At 36.7% G+C, this 15,606-nt stretch carries 22 protein-coding genes and 1 tRNA gene; 8 read left to right on the top strand and 15 right to left on the bottom strand.

The features are described 5' to 3' along the window. The first annotated feature begins 799 nt into the window (after positions 1–799). Positions 800–884 (top strand) — tRNA-Ser (locus tag ATE47_RS05750). 304 nt (positions 885–1,188) lie between these two features. Further along, on the top strand, positions 1,189–2,247 hold the full coding sequence (locus tag ATE47_RS05745) for a 3-oxoacyl-ACP synthase III family protein (protein WP_062161063.1): 1,059 nt from the start codon (positions 1,189–1,191) through the stop codon (positions 2,245–2,247). 57 nt (positions 2,248–2,304) lie between these two features. On the opposite strand, the gene ATE47_RS05740 is transcribed toward ATE47_RS05745, so the two are convergent. The 4 genes from ATE47_RS05740 to ATE47_RS05725 all read right to left on the bottom strand — a co-directional run bounded on the left by ATE47_RS05740 (position 2,305) and on the right by ATE47_RS05725 (position 5,279). Continuing rightward, positions 2,305–3,297 carry an SDR family oxidoreductase gene (locus tag ATE47_RS05740; protein ID WP_062161062.1) on the bottom strand — a complete coding sequence of 331 codons (993 nt, stop codon included), beginning with the start codon at positions 3,295–3,297 and terminating at the stop codon, positions 2,305–2,307. An 86-nt stretch (positions 3,298–3,383) separates the two neighbouring features. Further along, a complete protein-coding gene (locus ATE47_RS05735) occupies positions 3,384–3,617 on the bottom strand; it encodes a hypothetical protein (protein ID WP_062161061.1) in 234 nt (77 codons plus the stop codon). A 230-nt stretch (positions 3,618–3,847) separates the two neighbouring features. After that, complete coding sequence (locus tag ATE47_RS05730; protein WP_062161060.1) at positions 3,848–4,309, bottom strand: Lrp/AsnC family transcriptional regulator; 462 nt, start codon at positions 4,307–4,309, stop codon at positions 3,848–3,850. Positions 4,310–4,673: 364 nt separating this feature from the next. After that, entirely contained in the window at positions 4,674–5,279 is a 606-nt protein-coding gene (locus tag ATE47_RS05725) for a DNA-3-methyladenine glycosylase (RefSeq protein WP_062161059.1), read from the bottom strand. A gap of 248 nt (positions 5,280–5,527) precedes the next feature. On the opposite strand from ATE47_RS05725, the gene ATE47_RS05720 reads away from it, so the two are divergent. The 4 genes from ATE47_RS05720 (at position 5,528) to ATE47_RS05705 (ending at position 8,261) form a co-directional block, all read left to right on the top strand. Then, positions 5,528–6,226 carry a hypothetical protein gene (locus tag ATE47_RS05720; RefSeq protein WP_062161058.1) on the top strand — a complete coding sequence of 233 codons (699 nt, stop codon included), beginning with the start codon at positions 5,528–5,530 and terminating at the stop codon, positions 6,224–6,226. After that, positions 6,210–6,857 (top strand): hypothetical protein, encoded by a 648-nt coding sequence (locus tag ATE47_RS05715; RefSeq protein ID WP_147297006.1) that lies wholly within the window; start codon positions 6,210–6,212, stop codon positions 6,855–6,857. Before ATE47_RS05720 ends, ATE47_RS05715 begins: the two co-directional genes overlap by 17 nt. A 74-nt stretch (positions 6,858–6,931) precedes the next feature. Next, on the top strand, positions 6,932–7,579 hold the full coding sequence (locus ATE47_RS05710; protein WP_062161056.1) for a sensor histidine kinase: 648 nt from the start codon (positions 6,932–6,934) through the stop codon (positions 7,577–7,579). Between the two features lies 1 nt (position 7,580). Continuing rightward, positions 7,581–8,261, top strand: a complete 681-nt coding sequence (locus ATE47_RS05705) for a response regulator transcription factor (RefSeq protein WP_062161055.1) — start codon at positions 7,581–7,583, stop codon at positions 8,259–8,261. A 1-nt stretch (position 8,262) separates the two neighbouring features. On the opposite strand, the gene ATE47_RS05700 is transcribed toward ATE47_RS05705, so the two are convergent. The 11 genes from ATE47_RS05700 to ATE47_RS05650 all read right to left on the bottom strand — a co-directional run bounded on the left by ATE47_RS05700 (position 8,263) and on the right by ATE47_RS05650 (position 13,276). Next, on the bottom strand, positions 8,263–8,871 hold the full coding sequence (locus ATE47_RS05700) for a hypothetical protein (RefSeq protein WP_147297007.1): 609 nt from the start codon (positions 8,869–8,871) through the stop codon (positions 8,263–8,265). A gap of 97 nt (positions 8,872–8,968) precedes the next feature. After that, positions 8,969–9,235: a RebB family R body protein gene (locus ATE47_RS05695; protein WP_062161053.1), complete on the bottom strand. Its 267-nt coding sequence runs from the start codon at positions 9,233–9,235 to the stop codon at positions 8,969–8,971. A gap of 96 nt (positions 9,236–9,331) precedes the next feature. Further along, positions 9,332–9,601 carry a RebB family R body protein gene (locus ATE47_RS05690; protein WP_062161052.1) on the bottom strand — a complete coding sequence of 90 codons (270 nt, stop codon included), beginning with the start codon at positions 9,599–9,601 and terminating at the stop codon, positions 9,332–9,334. A 70-nt stretch (positions 9,602–9,671) separates the two neighbouring features. Beyond that, positions 9,672–9,935, bottom strand: coding sequence for a RebB family R body protein (locus tag ATE47_RS05685; RefSeq protein ID WP_062161051.1), 264 nt, complete (start codon positions 9,933–9,935; stop codon positions 9,672–9,674). Positions 9,936–10,007: 72 nt separating this feature from the next. Further along, positions 10,008–10,277 carry a RebB family R body protein gene (locus tag ATE47_RS05680; RefSeq protein ID WP_062161050.1) on the bottom strand — a complete coding sequence of 90 codons (270 nt, stop codon included), beginning with the start codon at positions 10,275–10,277 and terminating at the stop codon, positions 10,008–10,010. A gap of 462 nt (positions 10,278–10,739) precedes the next feature. Next, a complete protein-coding gene (locus ATE47_RS05675) occupies positions 10,740–10,982 on the bottom strand; it encodes a RebB family R body protein (RefSeq protein ID WP_062161049.1) in 243 nt (80 codons plus the stop codon). A 27-nt stretch (positions 10,983–11,009) separates the two neighbouring features. Then, positions 11,010–11,411, bottom strand: a complete 402-nt coding sequence (locus ATE47_RS05670; protein WP_062161048.1) for a hypothetical protein — start codon at positions 11,409–11,411, stop codon at positions 11,010–11,012. Between the two features lie 62 nt (positions 11,412–11,473). Next, the gene (locus ATE47_RS05665) at positions 11,474–12,286 is read right to left on the bottom strand and encodes a hypothetical protein (RefSeq protein ID WP_062161047.1); all 813 of its coding nucleotides are present in this window, start codon (positions 12,284–12,286) and stop codon (positions 11,474–11,476) included. Beyond that, positions 12,283–12,471 (bottom strand): hypothetical protein, encoded by a 189-nt coding sequence (locus tag ATE47_RS05660; protein ID WP_062161046.1) that lies wholly within the window; start codon positions 12,469–12,471, stop codon positions 12,283–12,285. The genes ATE47_RS05665 and ATE47_RS05660 overlap by 4 nt, the downstream gene beginning before the upstream one ends. A 41-nt stretch (positions 12,472–12,512) precedes the next feature. Beyond that, positions 12,513–13,043: a hypothetical protein gene (locus ATE47_RS05655; protein WP_062161045.1), complete on the bottom strand. Its 531-nt coding sequence runs from the start codon at positions 13,041–13,043 to the stop codon at positions 12,513–12,515. A gap of 17 nt (positions 13,044–13,060) precedes the next feature. Further along, a complete protein-coding gene (locus ATE47_RS05650) occupies positions 13,061–13,276 on the bottom strand; it encodes a RebB family R body protein (protein ID WP_027381237.1) in 216 nt (71 codons plus the stop codon). A gap of 532 nt (positions 13,277–13,808) precedes the next feature. Here ATE47_RS05650 and ATE47_RS05645 point away from each other — a divergent pair. Both ATE47_RS05645 and ATE47_RS05640 read left to right on the top strand, forming a co-directional pair. Next, on the top strand, positions 13,809–14,312 hold the full coding sequence (locus ATE47_RS05645; RefSeq protein ID WP_150114790.1) for an SPASM domain-containing protein: 504 nt from the start codon (positions 13,809–13,811) through the stop codon (positions 14,310–14,312). 16 nt (positions 14,313–14,328) lie between these two features. Further along, on the top strand, positions 14,329–15,510 hold the full coding sequence (locus ATE47_RS05640) for a hypothetical protein (protein ID WP_062161043.1): 1,182 nt from the start codon (positions 14,329–14,331) through the stop codon (positions 15,508–15,510). Positions 15,511–15,606 lie beyond the last annotated feature (96 nt).

Raw genomic sequence — 15,606 nt, 5'->3', positions numbered from 1 at the left:
ACCGCATCACGAAATGAACCCGGGCCGCTGTCATTTAAATTGGTAACCAGATAAATCTGAGGGTTTGCAGCACCTCTTGCTCCTGTAGTATATCGTCCAAAACCGGTAGCTTCCGGAAATGCTAATGTCTGAGCACTAAAATCCATAGTGGATAATGCTAATCCGCAAAAAAGTAAAGATTTAAGGGTTGGCTTAAACAGTAAAGATTTATTTTTCATAAATATTAATTTTGTGTTAACTAATCTATCCACAAAACCAATAATGAGCATCCTGTCCCGTCCTGTTTATTACCTATCTATCAACCCATTACAATGAACATTAATCACAGTTGATTAACCAAACAGTAATTTATAAATCTTCTAAGTTTTTAACCCGTTTTACTTTAACCGTTTACATTGCCGAGCTTTTCACTAATATAATCCGAAAAATTTCTTTTGGGAGGGATTCGCTGCAATGAATCATTTCTGTGACGGTATTCTTTATCTTTTCTATCAAAATGTTTTCTTATCGGTCTAATAATTCGAGTTCGGTTTTGAGCAATTTTTCTTTCAAATTCTTCTTTGTTCAGTGGTGATATCGTCTAATATTTCTAGCAACCAAGATCTACCACTGAAAACAGTTTCAGTCTCAATTCCCAATTAAGATTATCTTTCATATCCTAATATTTTATAGGTTATGAAAGATTGGATAAAATTTTATTTTATTTAATTAATCAAAATTTTTGTCGGGAAAATATTTGTCAGTTACAAAAAACGTATTATCTTTGCACCACTGAAAACGACGGTAATGTCGAAGTTCAGGAGAGTTGGCAGAGTGGTCGATTGCGGCAGTCTTGAAAACTGTTGACTGTAACAGGTCCGGGGGTTCGAATCCCTCACTCTCCGCTGGTTGAGAAACAAATAAAATTAAAAGCCTTTAATCTAATTTAAAGGCTTTTTTGTTGTTTTAGATTATATCAATAAATACAAATCGAAAGGGAATAATTAAGTAATCTGTACATTAATTTCAACCTTTCAAAAAAAGTCAAGATTTATTAAAAGGCATTAAAGTAAAAAGTAAAATAGTATGCAAAACTTTATTAATTTTTCTTAAGTTTTCACAACCACTATAATTTTTAGTATATAATTATTATCTTTACTGAATAAATCAGCAAAAAAAACAATTAAAATGCTGAAAATCATAGTTTAAATGACAAGTAAAATCATCGGCGTAGGTAATTATATCCCCTCAGAAACAATTACCAATTTATTTTTCGACAAACACATCTTTTTTAATGAACAGGGAGTTTTACTGACAGAAGATAATGCAGCAATTACCAGTAAATTACAAAAAATCACAGGCATTGAGGAAAGAAGATACGCCAGCAATAATCAAGTAACATCAGATTTAGGATTAATAGCTGCTCAGGCTGCTATTGAAGACTCAGGAATAGATCCTGAAACATTGGATTATATCATTTTCGCACATAATTTTGGTGACGTACGGTTCGGTACGGTTCAGTCTGATATGGTTCCAAGCCTCGCCGCAAGAGTGAAGCACTTATTAAAAATAAAAAATAATTTTTGCGTCGCCTATGACGTTCTGTTCGGATGTCCGGGGTGGATTGAAGGGGTGATACAGGCTAACGCTTTCATCAGATCCGGGATTGCAAAAAAATGTCTGGTTATTGGTGCAGAAACACTTTCCCGCGTTGTTGATATTCACGACAGGGATAGTATGATCTATGCTGATGGCTCTGGAGCGGTAATTTTAGAGGCTTCCGATGATGAATCAGGAATACAATCACACCTATCGGCATCTTTTACTTTTAAGGAAAAAGATTATCTGTACTTCGGAAAATCCTATAATAATGAAAGCTGTCCAGATACGAAGTATATCAAAATGGACGGAAGAAAAATCTACGAATTTGCCCTTGTGAACGTTCCCGAAGCGATGAAGCAATGTCTCGACAACAGTGGATATTCCATCAACGAATTAAATAAAATCATTATTCACCAGGCAAACGAAAAAATGGATGAAGCCATTATCAGCAGATTTTATCAATTGTATGATACTCCCGTTCCTGATAATATAATGCCAATGGTGATCGACAAATTAGGCAATAGCAGTGTAGCTACAATACCTTCTTTATTAGCCATGATTCTAAAAGGCGAACTGAACACCCATTCTATTGAAAAAGGCGATGTCGTTTTATTTGCATCAGTAGGTGCAGGAATGAATATCAACGCTTTTACCTATAAATTTTAAATAGTATTAAATAATATAAAATTTCCGGCAAATCTTCGATTTGCCGGAAATTTATTTTTAAACTTTATCCGATTTTCCTTTGAGCAACATATAAGCGAAGCCTAATCCCACCCCTGCCAATATTGCCATTTTTGTTTTTCTGGAAGGAATTGGAAACATCGTTTCACCATAAATCCGGTGAGGTTCTGCTGAAGGCCCTAAGATATTTCCGGAATCAGAAGGTGCTTTTTTCACTTTCATTACGGTTCGCATTGCTGCAGAAGCCGTATTAATAATGCTTTTTGGAAACAATCGGTATGCACTCGTAAGAAATTTTGACGTGATATCAGGAAACATGTCCTTTTTAGGATTTTTTGCGAGCTCTACGATTGCTGCAGCAGTATCTCTAGGGTCTGCGGCAAAAGGAGGAATTTTAAAATCCAGCCCTGAATATTTTGCAGAATGCATATTTCCGGTTGACCTTTGAATTTGCGGATAAAGATTACAGATATGAACATTCGGAAAATCGGAAACTTCGCCATGAAGACATTCCATCATTCCGCGAATCCCAAATTTTGTTGATGAATACACCGCACTATATGGCGCCGGCATAAAACCGCCAATCGAAACATTATTAATTAAAATACCCTCATTTTGTTTTTTAAAAACAGGTAAAACGCTGTAAGCTCCGTGCATATAGCCGAAAAGATTAGTCTTGATTACCTGCTCATTAAGATCCATAGGGATTTCCTCAAATTTTCCGCTCGCCATTACCCCGGCATTATTCACCCAAATATCAATTCTTCCATTGAACTGGAGGGCTTTGTTAGCAAGGTTCTGAACATCTGCGGCTATTGATACATCCGTGGGAATACCTATTGCTGCAACCTCAAGATCCCGGCACAAAGCTACTGTCTCATCCAGCGCTTCCTTCCCTCTTGCTGCCACAACAATATTACATCCTTCCAGCGCGAACGCTTCTGCGGCCGCCCTTCCTACTCCACTGCTGCCTCCTGTAATGACAACGGTTTTCCCTCTCAGGCTTTTTTGTAATGTTTCATTTGATTTCATTTTGTGAATGATTTGGTTTATAGTCAAAAACAACCTATTATTATGCCATATAGGTTGTTTTTTTTATTTAAAATCAAAAAATTTAATTAATGAAATTCGTCGAACAAGACTCTTCCGTCGAATGGCTCACTCCAGCAAACAAAAATACGGTCGTCATGTCTCTTGATTTCGGCTTGCAGTATTTCATACTCCTCTTTTTCATTTTTTCGTTCAACAATAAGATCTGATCCTTCCCCGATATTGCCCTTGCGGAATTCTACCTGATATTGCCCGGATGATTCTTTTACAAAATCTTCTTTTCTAAAATTTTTGTGTGCCATGATATTATATTTTTTAATTATACAATAGAAAAGAATAAATTATGCCAACCTGAGTTTTTATTATTTTTTCTTAAATATTCATAAAATATCGTTAATAAATTTCTTTATCTAATTTCATGGCACAATATTTTAATATGATATATTAACTCATGTTTAATTTGAGTTTTCATGGTTATTAGTTTTTTATCCTCGGAAGAATCTGAGGATTTTTTTTGTTTTATAATCAAAAATTATATTGTTAACCCATGAATGTTTTTCACCTGGGCCATTACAAAAGTACTGTGTGTACTGCCGATGGACGGTACCGCTCCCAGTATATTAAAAACAAAATTCTGATATTGTTTCATATCCCGGACATGAACTTTAAGCAGAAAATCAAAGTCGCCGGAAATGCTATAGCACTCTGCAACTTCTTCAATTTCCAGGATTTCCCGCTCAAATTCTACGGCAAGGTAGCTGTCGTTACTTTTTAATTTTAACTGACAATACACTGTAAATCCCAAATTGAGCTTTTCAGCATCTAGAATAGCGGCGTATTTCTTCACATACCCTTCCTGTTCAAGACGTTTTACCCTCTCAAAAACCGGCGACGGAGATAGGTTTACTTCTTTGGCCAATTCTTTTACGGTCAGTTTTGCGTCTTTTTGAAGCAGTCTGAGCAATTGCAGATCTTTTGTATCAAGATGTTCCATAGAATATTATTCTTTTTTATGATCAATTTTTCAAAGATACAGAATTATATTCTTCTTAATATTTGTTTTAAAGATTAATTTGCTTAATTTTCATTAAATCATCGTTCGTTTATTCTTTATTTATATTTTTACTTCAGTCAGATACACAGACATACCAGTTTTCGCAAGAGAACATGAAATAAATAAAGTAAAAGGGAATATTTTATGTCGAGATCACTCTGATTGTGGAGTGGTCTCTTTTTTTAAAATTTTTAATATCAGATTTAGAAAGTTTTTACTTATTAAATAATCTTAGGGAGAGCAGCTATACATTGTACAGCTGCTTTTTTATTGAATTTAATTTGACCAATCAAGATCTGAAACATCAATACTTATTTGGTTTGCTTACATATTTATTACCTTTCACGAAAAACCTCCACGGCAAAAGTGCGTGTTCCTGAGCATAGCCTACTCCTACCCGCGGTACTTCGGCGATCTGATCCTGTGTGTAACGAATGCCGTGATCTTCAACCCAGATTTCATCTTCGCTAAAGCTTTTTTTATTGAAAGAACCATCAATTCCCAAAGCTCGGGCTACAGAACCGGGTCCGGACGAAACAGCAGGTTTTGTAAAAGGCATGTTTCTTCTTTTTTCTATTATTTCATGGCCGATTAGCGGCTCAACGGCTCTTATTAAAATACCGTGTGGCTCATCTTCAACCGAGGTCACAATATTAAAAAGGTGATGAATCCCGTAGCAGAGGTACACGTAAGAAACACCTCCTTTATTGTACAGGGTTTCGGTGCGGTTGGTCCGCCGTCCTCCGTAGGCGTGCGATGCTTTGTCCTGTATTCCGGAATAGGCTTCTGTTTCTACTATTATTCCGGCAGTTATTTCGTCATTTATTTTAGTAAAAAGTACTTTTCCCAATAGGTCTTTTGCAAGGAAAACAGCATCTTGATTGAGATAATATGATAATGGAAGTTTCAAATCTGGTTATTTAAATTGAGGAGATAGTTGCTTTAAAATTACAAAATAAAGACGATCTATAATAAAAATAGTAAGCTTGAAATTTCCGGATTAGGACCCTTTATTTTTAAATATTTTTTCACCTATTGCTTTTATTTATAGTAAATATTAGAATTTTCCCACCAAAAAGTGATTTAACAGCAGATATAATGGCTTTTTTTTGTAAATTTCAACACTAATAATTATACCATTTCACAAATAAAAATAACATGGACATTGACACCATCTACCAAGCTGTCAAAAGCTGGAAAACTCTAATAGATTCTTATAAAAACGGGAATACGCAAAGCGGAAAAGAAATCATAAAATACCTCAGTCAGGGTACTCATTTTTCTGTTGACGCCAGCGAAATAAAAGAATGGAAAAACCTACTTGGAAGTGAAGCTGTCAAAAACATTCATGCGTATGTAGGTATTGATAATGAATCTCTTAAATTCTTTCTTATTGATTCTAAAAGTGATGCACAGGGGAATTTTAATTATATCTCAGTAAAGGATTTCACCCGTTTACCTCCAGGAGATATAGCGAATACAGAGTTAGATTCGGAACTGCCAATTACCTCTGAATCTGCTATTTACCGTAACTTCAGGTTTAATATGTATTGCAGTGCGTGGCTTGAAGCGCAAAAATCAGAGCTTTTTCAGGTGATCTCTATTCCTTTTGATGATTATGAAAGGATGGATCTGGATATTGACCAGTCGTGCACCTGCTTTTTCGGGCTTACGAACGAATTGCAAGAGAATACCTCCATAAATGATTATCATATAGAAATTATCACCGTAAAAGATATCGATATCAACAGCATCAGCCAAAGTGCAGAAAATTATTCTACTCCGCGTCCCCCGTTTACAGCCAGCGACCCTGTCGGAAACTATCAATTATTGCTGAAAAGTGATGCTTACGTATAACGACCTTTCATTTTACCTACAGTTTACCATTAATTTTACACTGCTTGCCGGACTTGGATTGTTCTTGAAACGCGGAAAACAAACCAAAACGCTGCTGGTGTTATTTCTTTTGGGTGAGCTTGTTTTAGAATTGTCAGATCTTACATTCCGTCTTCTGGAAGTGAATACTGTGAATGTTTATATATACCCGTTGAGTCAATGTTTTGGTTTATTGATGATTACCTGGATTTACAATCAATATTTCTTTATCATTTCAAAGCCTTTAAAATGGATCATCTATTGCTTTGCCGGTATATCATTAGCTTTTAATTTTATTTATAAACAGGATATCGGATCAGTTACTTTTTATTCAAATATTCTGACCAATATTCTGATATGCAGTTTTGCGGCGTTTTATTTCCTTAAAATAATCAGGGATTCAAGAATTGACAGAACATTATTTATTCTAAACATTTTCATCTTTTTATTTTTCTCTATTGAAAGTATTATTTCAACCACTTTCAATTTTTTAATTAATAATCATCTGGAATGGGTAGCGCCCGTCTGGCTTTTTAGAGGCGTATTGTTGTGGTTTTTTTATATTGCTTTTATTAACCTGGGATGTCGCGTGGGGAGAATGAAGGCGTTGTAATCTTATGGATATGGATAGGCATAGGAATATTATTCCTGACTACCCTATTTGTAACACTATTAGTGATCAATTATATGAAAAGTGTCAGAAAAAACAAGCAGAAAGCCAGACAGTTGGTTCGTAATACACAGGCAGAATACCGGGAAAATACCATCTATCTGCAGGAAAAAGACAGAGAAAGACTGGCGGAGGAACTTCATGACAACATTATCTCGCGCCTGAACCTCATCCGCCTGAATGCGCATCAAAAAAATAGAGATGAACTTACTTCAGATTTAAAAAATTCCATGCAGCTCATCCGTGAATTTACTCATAACCTGACACCTCCGGATCTTAATGACATTGAACTGACAGATCTGATGGCGGATTATCTGGAACAGGTAAACGTGAATATTGATGTACATTTTTATGAAATTAAATTAAATAAAATCAACTTAAACAATTCAATTAAGCTAAATATTTTCAGAATACTTCAAGAGCTTGTCAACAATACATTAAAACATGCCGAAGCTTCACAAATAAAGGTACTTTTAAGAATTTCGGAGCATTATCTTATCCTGATTGTTGAAGACAACGGCATTGGCTTTACAACGGGAAATCATTCCGGAATAGGCCTGCGAAGCATTCATTTAAGAACAAAACAAATTAACGCCTTTTATAAACTGAAAACCAAACCAAAAAGAGGAACAAAATGGATCATCTTTGTCAATAACCAACAATAAAATGGAAAACTTAAAAATTAAAATCGGCATCGTGGATGATGACCTGTTGTTTGTACAACTGCTAGAGAATTATATTAATAGCCATGAGGGTTACGAGGTGGTATCTACCTCCACCGGCGGCTATCATTTTCTGAATGAAACAGATACTGATCTGCCGGATGTACTCCTGCTGGATCTCAGAATGTCGAACGGCGACGGGCTCGAAGTGATGTCTGCTTTATCCCAAAAGAGCGCCGGAACTAAAATCATTGTACTGTCCAGCTTTTACCGACGGTCTTTTATGGGACAAATGCTGAAAATGGGTGCCCATGCCTTTTTACCAAAAGAAATTGAGATGGAAGAGCTTTTAAGGGTTATCAATGCAGTGTATCACACGGGACATTATTTTTCCGGTGAACAGATTGAAGTCATGCGAAGCCAGCTTTCTAATAAGCTTCCGGAGTTTCATGCTTTTTCTAAAGATGCTCTCACGGAAAGGGAAATTGATGTTTTGAAATTGGTTTGCCAGCAATTAAGCACCAAAGAAATTGCAGATACACTCTTCATCTCACCCAAAACAGTGGAAACCCATAAAACCAACCTAATGATCAAAACCTGTGTGAAAAATATGGCAGGACTGGTAATTTATGCAGTACAAAATAATATTGTGGATGCTGATGAAATTGTTTTATTTGATAAATAGCTTATTCTTTTAAATACTCCTGTTGCTTGGGTCTTTTAGCTATCAGTTTTTTGTATTCTGCAATATTGGAATTTATCACATTCTGAAACAATCTTTTCCCGAACCATTTATTAAACCCTGCAAAATTATTAGTTCCGTATCCTTTTACCTTAATATATATTTTATCATTTTTTTCAAAAACTTTAATCTTTACATATCCTCCGGCAAAGAAATGAGTACCTCCGGCAAAATTTATCATTTCCAAAGTCTCATCATTATGAGTTGTTTGAACTGGACCTCCCATTCCTGCGGTAGTCCAGCCGCCATTTTCTCTCTCTGCAAAAACTATATTATCTTTGCCTATTACAGAAAATGGTACGGTTTTATTAATACCAGATTTCAAATAATCATAAAGCTCCTGCGCTGTAAAATCGTAAGCACTTCCCGCTTCTTCTATAATTTTATATTCGTGATACTCTTTATCATATTCCCAATCTAAATAGTGCCATGCAGAACGCAATCCTCTCATGGGCGGAAATCCCCTATTACCTGATGTATAAATAAGACTGTTAAGCTGACGAAATCGAGTAGCAAAATTTGGTAATTTTAAGAATAATCTATACCATCTCATATTATATAAATTTAATTTTAATTAATACTGTGATTATAAAATCAGGGAGAACGATAAACCTCCTCCCTGATAAAAAAATCTAAAAAACACACATCTTTTAAGAAGGGTTCAGCATCTGTGCAATAGAAATTGCATCTGCTACCGTATCCATGCTATAGATCTGCATTACGCCCTGTGTAGTGGCTGCCTGACCTAAAATATTCTGTTGATTCTGATTGTTTACCGCATTTTCAAACATGATTCCTGTTGAGTGTGCTGCCGTTTGGTACACGTTTCCAAGAGCGATTGCCGGAGCTTCTGCCACCACTTTTACGTTCGTCTGTGTAACCGCGTCTGTAATTTGTTCATTAACTACTGTTGCCATATTGTAATTGTTTATTAAAGTTTATAATTTTTGATTTTGATTTAAAAAACAACCGGAAATACTCCGGCTGTCTTGTCTGGTTAAGCAAATGCTTTATTAAGCAGTAGGATTCAGCATTTTAGCAATAGAAATTGCGTCTGCTACGGTATCCAGGCTATAGATCTGCATTACGCCCTGCGTTGTTGCAGCCTGACCTAAGATGTTCTGTTGGTTTTGTGTATTCACTGCATTCTCAAACATGATTCCTGTTGAGTGTGCTGCCGTCTGGTACACGTTTCCAAGGGCGATTGCCGGAGCTTCTGCCACTACTTTTACGTTCGACTGCGTTACTGCGTCTGTGATTTGTTCGTTTACTACTGTTGCCATAATTATTATTGTTTATTTGGTTTTAAGCAACCGGATTTTCCGGCCGAAAGATTATTTTTATTTAAAAAAATTAAGCACTAAGGATTTTCGCGATAGAAAGTGCATCCGAAACGGTATCTACACTGTAGATCTGCATAGTTCCCTGTGTGGTAGCTGCCTGAGCCAGGATGTTTTGCTGATTCTGAACGTTTACTGCATTTTCAAACATAATTCCTGTTGAGTGAGCTGCTGTCTGGTACACATTTCCTAAAGCCATTGCAGGAGCTTCTGCCACTACTTTTACATTGGATTGAGTTACCGCGTCTGTAATTTGTTCATTAACTACTGTTGCCATAAATGATTATTGTTTATTAGGTTTAAAAAGCAACCGGACTTTCCGGCTGATTATTCTCTGTTTGACCAGAAATTAAGAAGTAGGATTCAACATTTTAGCGATAGAAATAGCATCGGATACCGTATCTATGCTGTAGATCTGCATTACACCCTGTGTAGTGGCAGCCTGTCCTAAAATGTTTTGCTGGTTTTGCGTGTTCACTGCATTTTCGAACATAATTCCCGTAGAATGCGCTGCTGTCTGGTACACATTGCCCAAAGCCATTGCAGGAGCTTCTCCTACTACTTTTACGTTGGACTGAGTTACTGCGTCTGTGATTTGTGGATTAACTACTGTTGCCATAATTGTAATTGGTTTTTTTTTGAGATTTTAATCTCGGTTAATAAATTATTTGATTGTAAACTAGTTTTAAGATTGATTGTTTTAAACTTCTCGCAGATAATACAAGACCAGATTTAAAAGCAATGTTTCAGGCTATATAAATTTGGATGAATATTTGAAAGTGTGGTCCTTGGTACAATGGTTGAAAATCGATCAGTAAGATCTGCGGGAGTTTAAAAGCATTTATTTTGAAGTTTCATCATGTATGCAGGAAAAAAAGGATGCGGCTGAGATTTTTAAATTTAATTTAAAATCAATTTTTGCTGTAAAATATGCTGTGATGACTAACTACCATGAGGCCGAAGATGATTCCCTAAAAAAATTACATCAAAAGCAAAGGCAGTGCAAAAAATTGACCTGATTGAATATGCTGAGGGCACTGTCTTTTTTACAGAAAAACGCGCCGCATCCGTGAGCTGAATTTTAAAAATTAAAGCGACTTTTTCTTAACGTCATCAATTCTTTTTTTAATCTTTTGGAGCCCATTTTTTTTATTCCCATTACAGAATTACTTAGTCCGATCAACGAATCTCTGTGCTGATTCAATACGGATTGCTCGTACATTATTCCTGTGGAGTGTGCATTTACCTGCATCGAAATTGCGGTAGGTACAGCGGTGGCCATTCCCACAACTTCCGTGTTGATTTGGTTTTGATTGTGTAACATAACTATTAATTTTTTTTTGGTTGATGTTTATTTTCGCATATTGGCAAATCTCATCTGCAGTTTGTTCATTCTTTCTGTGATCTTCAGTTCTTTTTCCCTTATTTTTACTTTGGAAGTTTCCTGAAGCTTTTTCAATTGTTCTTCATAGCTCATGGGAACAGGGCTGGCTGTTGCTGCCGGCTGTTGTTGATAAGCCTGGTGCTGCTTCACGGCTTCTTCCAGTTTTTCAAGTAAAGGAGCTAAAGATTTGAGGGTCTCCTTGGTTGCTTTGTCTTTGATGTAATTTATAATCTCGTCTTCATTGCTGATCACAAAAGGCATCATATCTTTTACCACTTCAGACTCCACTGCTTCCGCTTCCACCACTATCGGTTCGGGATCCGGCACAGGAACAGGAGATTTCGGTCTATGGTTTATTCTTCTGCGCATAGATTTTTGTTTTAATGATTAATAACTGAAGAATGGGGCTGCTCTTCAAAATGATAATAGGCCTATAATATATAGCCGATAAAAGAACCCGCGGCAGTCCAGTCCCTGTTGAGATCCTGAATCACATTACTTCCTATGATTTCTATGGCAATACATCCTGAAATAGCATTGGCAGAGATCATTTCCTTTAATTGATCATTGGGAAGATTGAGAATATATTCATCCGGGATTACAGGTAATTTTCCTGTATTGGCCGGACTTTCATTGACGATGATATCAAGGATTTCCTGGAAATAATGGGCAATTAACTTAGCGCCCTGGAATTCCAGCTCTCTTTTTAATTCTACAATTTCGCCTTGCGTTACGAGGTCAGAAATCGCGTTTACATCAACATCATGCACAGAATACAACGCCTCTCCCGTATTGGAAGCCGTGATCGTGACGTCTGTTTTCAGGACACATTTTGATTTTTCAAGATTTACAGTAAGAAGCTTGGAGTCGATCTCCGGTTCTGCAATATCGCTTAATGTATTGAGCGGGAGGATCCTTACATTACAGTAAAAAGTCTGATGCTCTTCCAGCTTGATCATGATAATTGCAATACCTGTAGATTTATCCTTAGGTTCAATCACAAATGACTGGTAGTTGTTGTATCTCTTCCCTTTATTGGTACAGATCACCTGCCTTACAATGGGCTGAATGTTTATATTTGACGTTGTCAGGCTAAAGGCCACACGGTCACTGTTGTTCTCAGGTTTTTTCGTGCTGAAATAGGCATTATCACTATTTCTGACTAGGTAAAGGCTTTCATTAATTTCCTTTAAAGAACTTAAGTTTAAAATTTTTGCTGGTTTTGTTTCGCTTGAATAACTCATATTTTAATTTTTTTTAGTTGATCTATTAATTTTTTAAATATCGATTTCTTAGAAGATCCGCTTGTATGCACTTCTGCAGGGATTACGGCTTCTTTTATTTCTGGTTTTACCAACGGTTCTGTAAGCTTGACTGATTTTAGAACCAATTTTCCTTCATTATCAGGCGAGATAAAGTTTTTTTTCATGGTATCCTTCCTTTCTGAAGTCTCTTCTGTACCCGGTTCCGCTATTCCTTTTTTTTTTCGGGATCTTCAGCGTGAGCGGAAACATCGGTGAAAAGGGAAGAATTTTGTATTCCGCCCGGAATAGGATGTAGAGGAGTTGCATTATAAATCGTATTGGAAATTTTTGCCTTCACCTCAGCATAATCACTTACCATTTTAAATAAATCCTTCATCATATCATTATTTCCATTGCCTGTATCCTGAACCTGAGCTTCATCTTCTACCGCCGCACTGCTACTGCTACTGCTGCTACTTTTGCTTTTGGGGCCGCTCGGTGTTCCGTAGGTCAGAAAATTGTTCGCCAGTCTGCTTAATGCGATCAGTCCCACCTGCTCAAAACCTTTTAAAAAGGACTGTAAATCCTGAACCATCATTCCGGCTGACTGCTCGATCATTACCTTTGCAACTCCGCCCATCGGAGAGGCTGTTGGCGGTGATAATACTTCAGCATTTACAAATTGTACAGACTTTTCTGCCGAATTGCTGGCTGTTGGTGCCGTGGTCTCTGTTTTTTCATTGCTGTTCTCATCCATTTTGGTAAAGTTTTAAATTATCCTTTTAAAATTTTAATGGCGTCTGCAACAATCGCGGGGTTGAGCTGATTCAGGTTCTGCTGATTGGTCACCGAATTCTGAATAGAAATTCCGCTGGCGTGTGTAGCCATCTGGTAGAGCATACTCATGGCCTGTGCCGGAGATTCGCCAAGCACGGTAACATTGGTCTGCGTAACTGCATCTGTAGTCTGATTGTTTACTGTTTCTGCCATATTTTTTGTTTAATTGGTTATTATTTTTGTGATTATCTTTTTTCAAAGATTTTGTTTCGTCGTAAGCCGGTCTTTATTATATTGCGGATATTCTACCGTATCAGAGACTGCCTTACCTCTTTTGTCTGATACAAATTTCCTAAATCAAAACAAATCAACGTTAAGGGAAAAAACTGAATTTTAGAAAATAAGGGAATTCTCTCAAAAGTGAATTGCTGTGTCTTTTTTGAATATTTTAAAATACTATTTAATTGAAAATCAAAATTTTATTCAGTAATAATAAAATTGAAAACGAGATTAATATAATTAAGTAAAATGCCTCTTCTTCTATAATCATATTAAGAATTAAAACTTGCGTCCTAGTTTTTCCTTTTCATTTCCATTAAATTCAAAATAAGGGTAAACACTTAATTTATATAAATGGGGATTTTCCCTCTGCTCCATCAGGATCTTTAAATAGAAATTTGTGATACACTCTATTATCATTCAGAAAGGTATTCTGTCTGTGGAGAAATCATTAATTAATTATACTATGAAAAAATACTTATTGCTATTAGCAAGTTCAAGAACTGCGATGACTGTGGGTGGTTTTGGTACTGTCGGTACAGTCTGGATGGGAAGAAATTATTATCAGCAGCTCATGGCACTGGCTTACCCAGAAACCATTGATCCAAACGGAAGGCGCGGCGCCATATTGGCCACAAGATATTTTAAACGTGATCAGGTGGGCTTTGGAGTTTATCCTTCAATAAGATTAATCCATCTGATCTTTGGAAACATTGGAGAACAGGAAATTGGTAAGCTGTTCAATTCTCCTGCAGCACAGGCCATTATGAGAAAACCAAGAACCCATAAAAATCATAAAAAGCTCGGTGCTCAGGAAGTGAAATATTGGATAAGCCAGCGAGGACTTGGGAAAACTATTCCTGATAATATGATGATCTGGTTTTTTGGAGCCGTGATGCAAGCGAGTGCCCGTGCCTACATACAGGAAAGCAATGCCAGAATACGCTCCTTTATAACAAAAAACGAATAAATAACTATAAACCATCATGCTATACTACAAAAAACTTATAGAATCAGCCGAAGCAAGAGAAAAACTTGTGAAAAAGGCGCTTCAATACGGAACAGATGTTCTGGAACTTCCTCCTGAAGAGCTCATTATTGAAAATCTAAGGCAGACTATTGATGATTGGGTGGCTTCCAAACCTTTCCAGGTGACAAGAACGATCAGTTTAGGATCCATAAAACCGTCCCTTGGACTGGAAGATAATCAGCCAAAAGCTTACTGGAAAAAATTCCCTGATAAATATTCTCTTTATAAACAATTGATTTATGATTCTCATCCTGTTTTAAAACGAAATCAGCAAGAAGAAGTAAGACTGGCGACTGAAGTTTTGCACAATTATACAATAACAGCAATTTTAAATCAATTAAGAAGAGATATTGCAGTAAAATTGTGGAGCAACGAAAGTTTTGCCGGGAAACTCAGTTATTATGTGACAACCAATCCTCTTGCCAGTCTGCTGCCCAATATGAGTGGAAGCTACAATCTGGCTAACTCCTACCCGAAACGCAGAATATATGAGAAAAGGGACAGAATCAGTCTGGCTTTTTCAGAGGACAATTTTAGTGTAAGTGAAAATATTGCGATTTTGCACGATGTAAAAGAACTTTTCAGTCCTATAAACAACAGCAGAGCATTGCCCACCGCACATCCCGAGCTCATCCCTCATCCTTATCAGGGAAAAAATAGCCCGCCCAAACCAACGAGATGGGAAACGGATATAGAAGCTTTACATGTAAGAGTGGATGTTGCAAGGCTGGGAATGAAATCATCAACGGAAATCAAATGGGATCAGGGAAGATTAGGAGCCGGTACAAGAAATGAAGAATCACCAGATACGCTGACTGCCAGAAGAACCAAAATGCCTATTGAAACAGGCCGTTCCCATACCGCAGCAAGACTTTTTGAAATGGTTTCTTTATTAAAACCTGGTGAAAATGCATCAATTGAAGAGGAAGAATTATTCGAAAACAGAATCCGGGCCGTTGCTTACGCAATATTTGCCTACTGGAACGCTCCTACGCAATACGGCGGTTACCCGAAAAGCTTAACGCCAATTCATACCTATCATGAAGTGATGGATCCGGCAGAAGATTATGCACCTGGCATATACGCTCATCCGTTTTCTTATCGGGATTTAATTGATTATCTGCAAAAGAATAACTAAGAAAAGTTCGCATTTAAAAATAAAAAAAGAGGCTCAAGAGCCTCCTTTTTTCTGTACTAACCTAAAAAAGACCAGTTTATACTTCTTTATAATTAA

The sequence above is a fragment of the Chryseobacterium sp. IHB B 17019 genome (assembly GCF_001456155.1).
Classification (GTDB): domain Bacteria; phylum Bacteroidota; class Bacteroidia; order Flavobacteriales; family Weeksellaceae; genus Chryseobacterium.
The sequence above is the reverse complement of the archived record's forward strand: the minus strand, read 5'-3'. Positions and strand labels throughout refer to the sequence as shown.

Excerpts from the sequence above, each read along its gene's own strand:
- ATE47_RS05645 (WP_150114790.1), top strand. The coding sequence starts at position 13,809 with ATGAAAAAATACTTATTGCTATTAGCAAGTTCAAGAACTGCGATGACT.
- ATE47_RS05695 (WP_062161053.1), bottom strand. The coding sequence starts at position 9,235 with ATGGCAACAGTAGTTAATGAACAAATTACAGACGCGGTTACACAGACG.
- ATE47_RS05700 (WP_147297007.1), bottom strand. The coding sequence starts at position 8,871 with ATGAGATGGTATAGATTATTCTTAAAATTACCAAATTTTGCTACTCGA.
- ATE47_RS05745 (WP_062161063.1), top strand. The coding sequence starts at position 1,189 with ATGACAAGTAAAATCATCGGCGTAGGTAATTATATCCCCTCAGAAACA.
- ATE47_RS05710 (WP_062161056.1), top strand. The coding sequence starts at position 6,932 with ATGAAAAGTGTCAGAAAAAACAAGCAGAAAGCCAGACAGTTGGTTCGT.
- ATE47_RS05730 (WP_062161060.1), bottom strand. The coding sequence starts at position 4,309 with ATGGAACATCTTGATACAAAAGATCTGCAATTGCTCAGACTGCTTCAA.
- ATE47_RS05690 (WP_062161052.1), bottom strand. The coding sequence starts at position 9,601 with ATGGCAACAGTAGTAAACGAACAAATCACAGACGCAGTAACGCAGTCG.
- ATE47_RS05675 (WP_062161049.1), bottom strand. The coding sequence starts at position 10,982 with ATGTTACACAATCAAAACCAAATCAACACGGAAGTTGTGGGAATGGCC.
- ATE47_RS05735 (WP_062161061.1), bottom strand. The coding sequence starts at position 3,617 with ATGGCACACAAAAATTTTAGAAAAGAAGATTTTGTAAAAGAATCATCC.
- ATE47_RS05685 (WP_062161051.1), bottom strand. The coding sequence starts at position 9,935 with ATGGCAACAGTAGTTAATGAACAAATTACAGACGCGGTAACTCAATCC.
- ATE47_RS05650 (WP_027381237.1), bottom strand. The coding sequence starts at position 13,276 with ATGGCAGAAACAGTAAACAATCAGACTACAGATGCAGTTACGCAGACC.
- ATE47_RS05680 (WP_062161050.1), bottom strand. The coding sequence starts at position 10,277 with ATGGCAACAGTAGTTAATCCACAAATCACAGACGCAGTAACTCAGTCC.
- ATE47_RS05655 (WP_062161045.1), bottom strand. The coding sequence starts at position 13,043 with ATGGATGAGAACAGCAATGAAAAAACAGAGACCACGGCACCAACAGCC.
- ATE47_RS05640 (WP_062161043.1), top strand. The coding sequence starts at position 14,329 with ATGCTATACTACAAAAAACTTATAGAATCAGCCGAAGCAAGAGAAAAA.
- ATE47_RS05665 (WP_062161047.1), bottom strand. The coding sequence starts at position 12,286 with ATGAGTTATTCAAGCGAAACAAAACCAGCAAAAATTTTAAACTTAAGT.
- ATE47_RS05740 (WP_062161062.1), bottom strand. The coding sequence starts at position 3,297 with ATGAAATCAAATGAAACATTACAAAAAAGCCTGAGAGGGAAAACCGTT.
- ATE47_RS05705 (WP_062161055.1), top strand. The coding sequence starts at position 7,581 with ATGGAAAACTTAAAAATTAAAATCGGCATCGTGGATGATGACCTGTTG.
- ATE47_RS05720 (WP_062161058.1), top strand. The coding sequence starts at position 5,528 with ATGGACATTGACACCATCTACCAAGCTGTCAAAAGCTGGAAAACTCTA.
- ATE47_RS05660 (WP_062161046.1), bottom strand. The coding sequence starts at position 12,471 with ATGAAAAAAAACTTTATCTCGCCTGATAATGAAGGAAAATTGGTTCTA.
- ATE47_RS05670 (WP_062161048.1), bottom strand. The coding sequence starts at position 11,411 with ATGCGCAGAAGAATAAACCATAGACCGAAATCTCCTGTTCCTGTGCCG.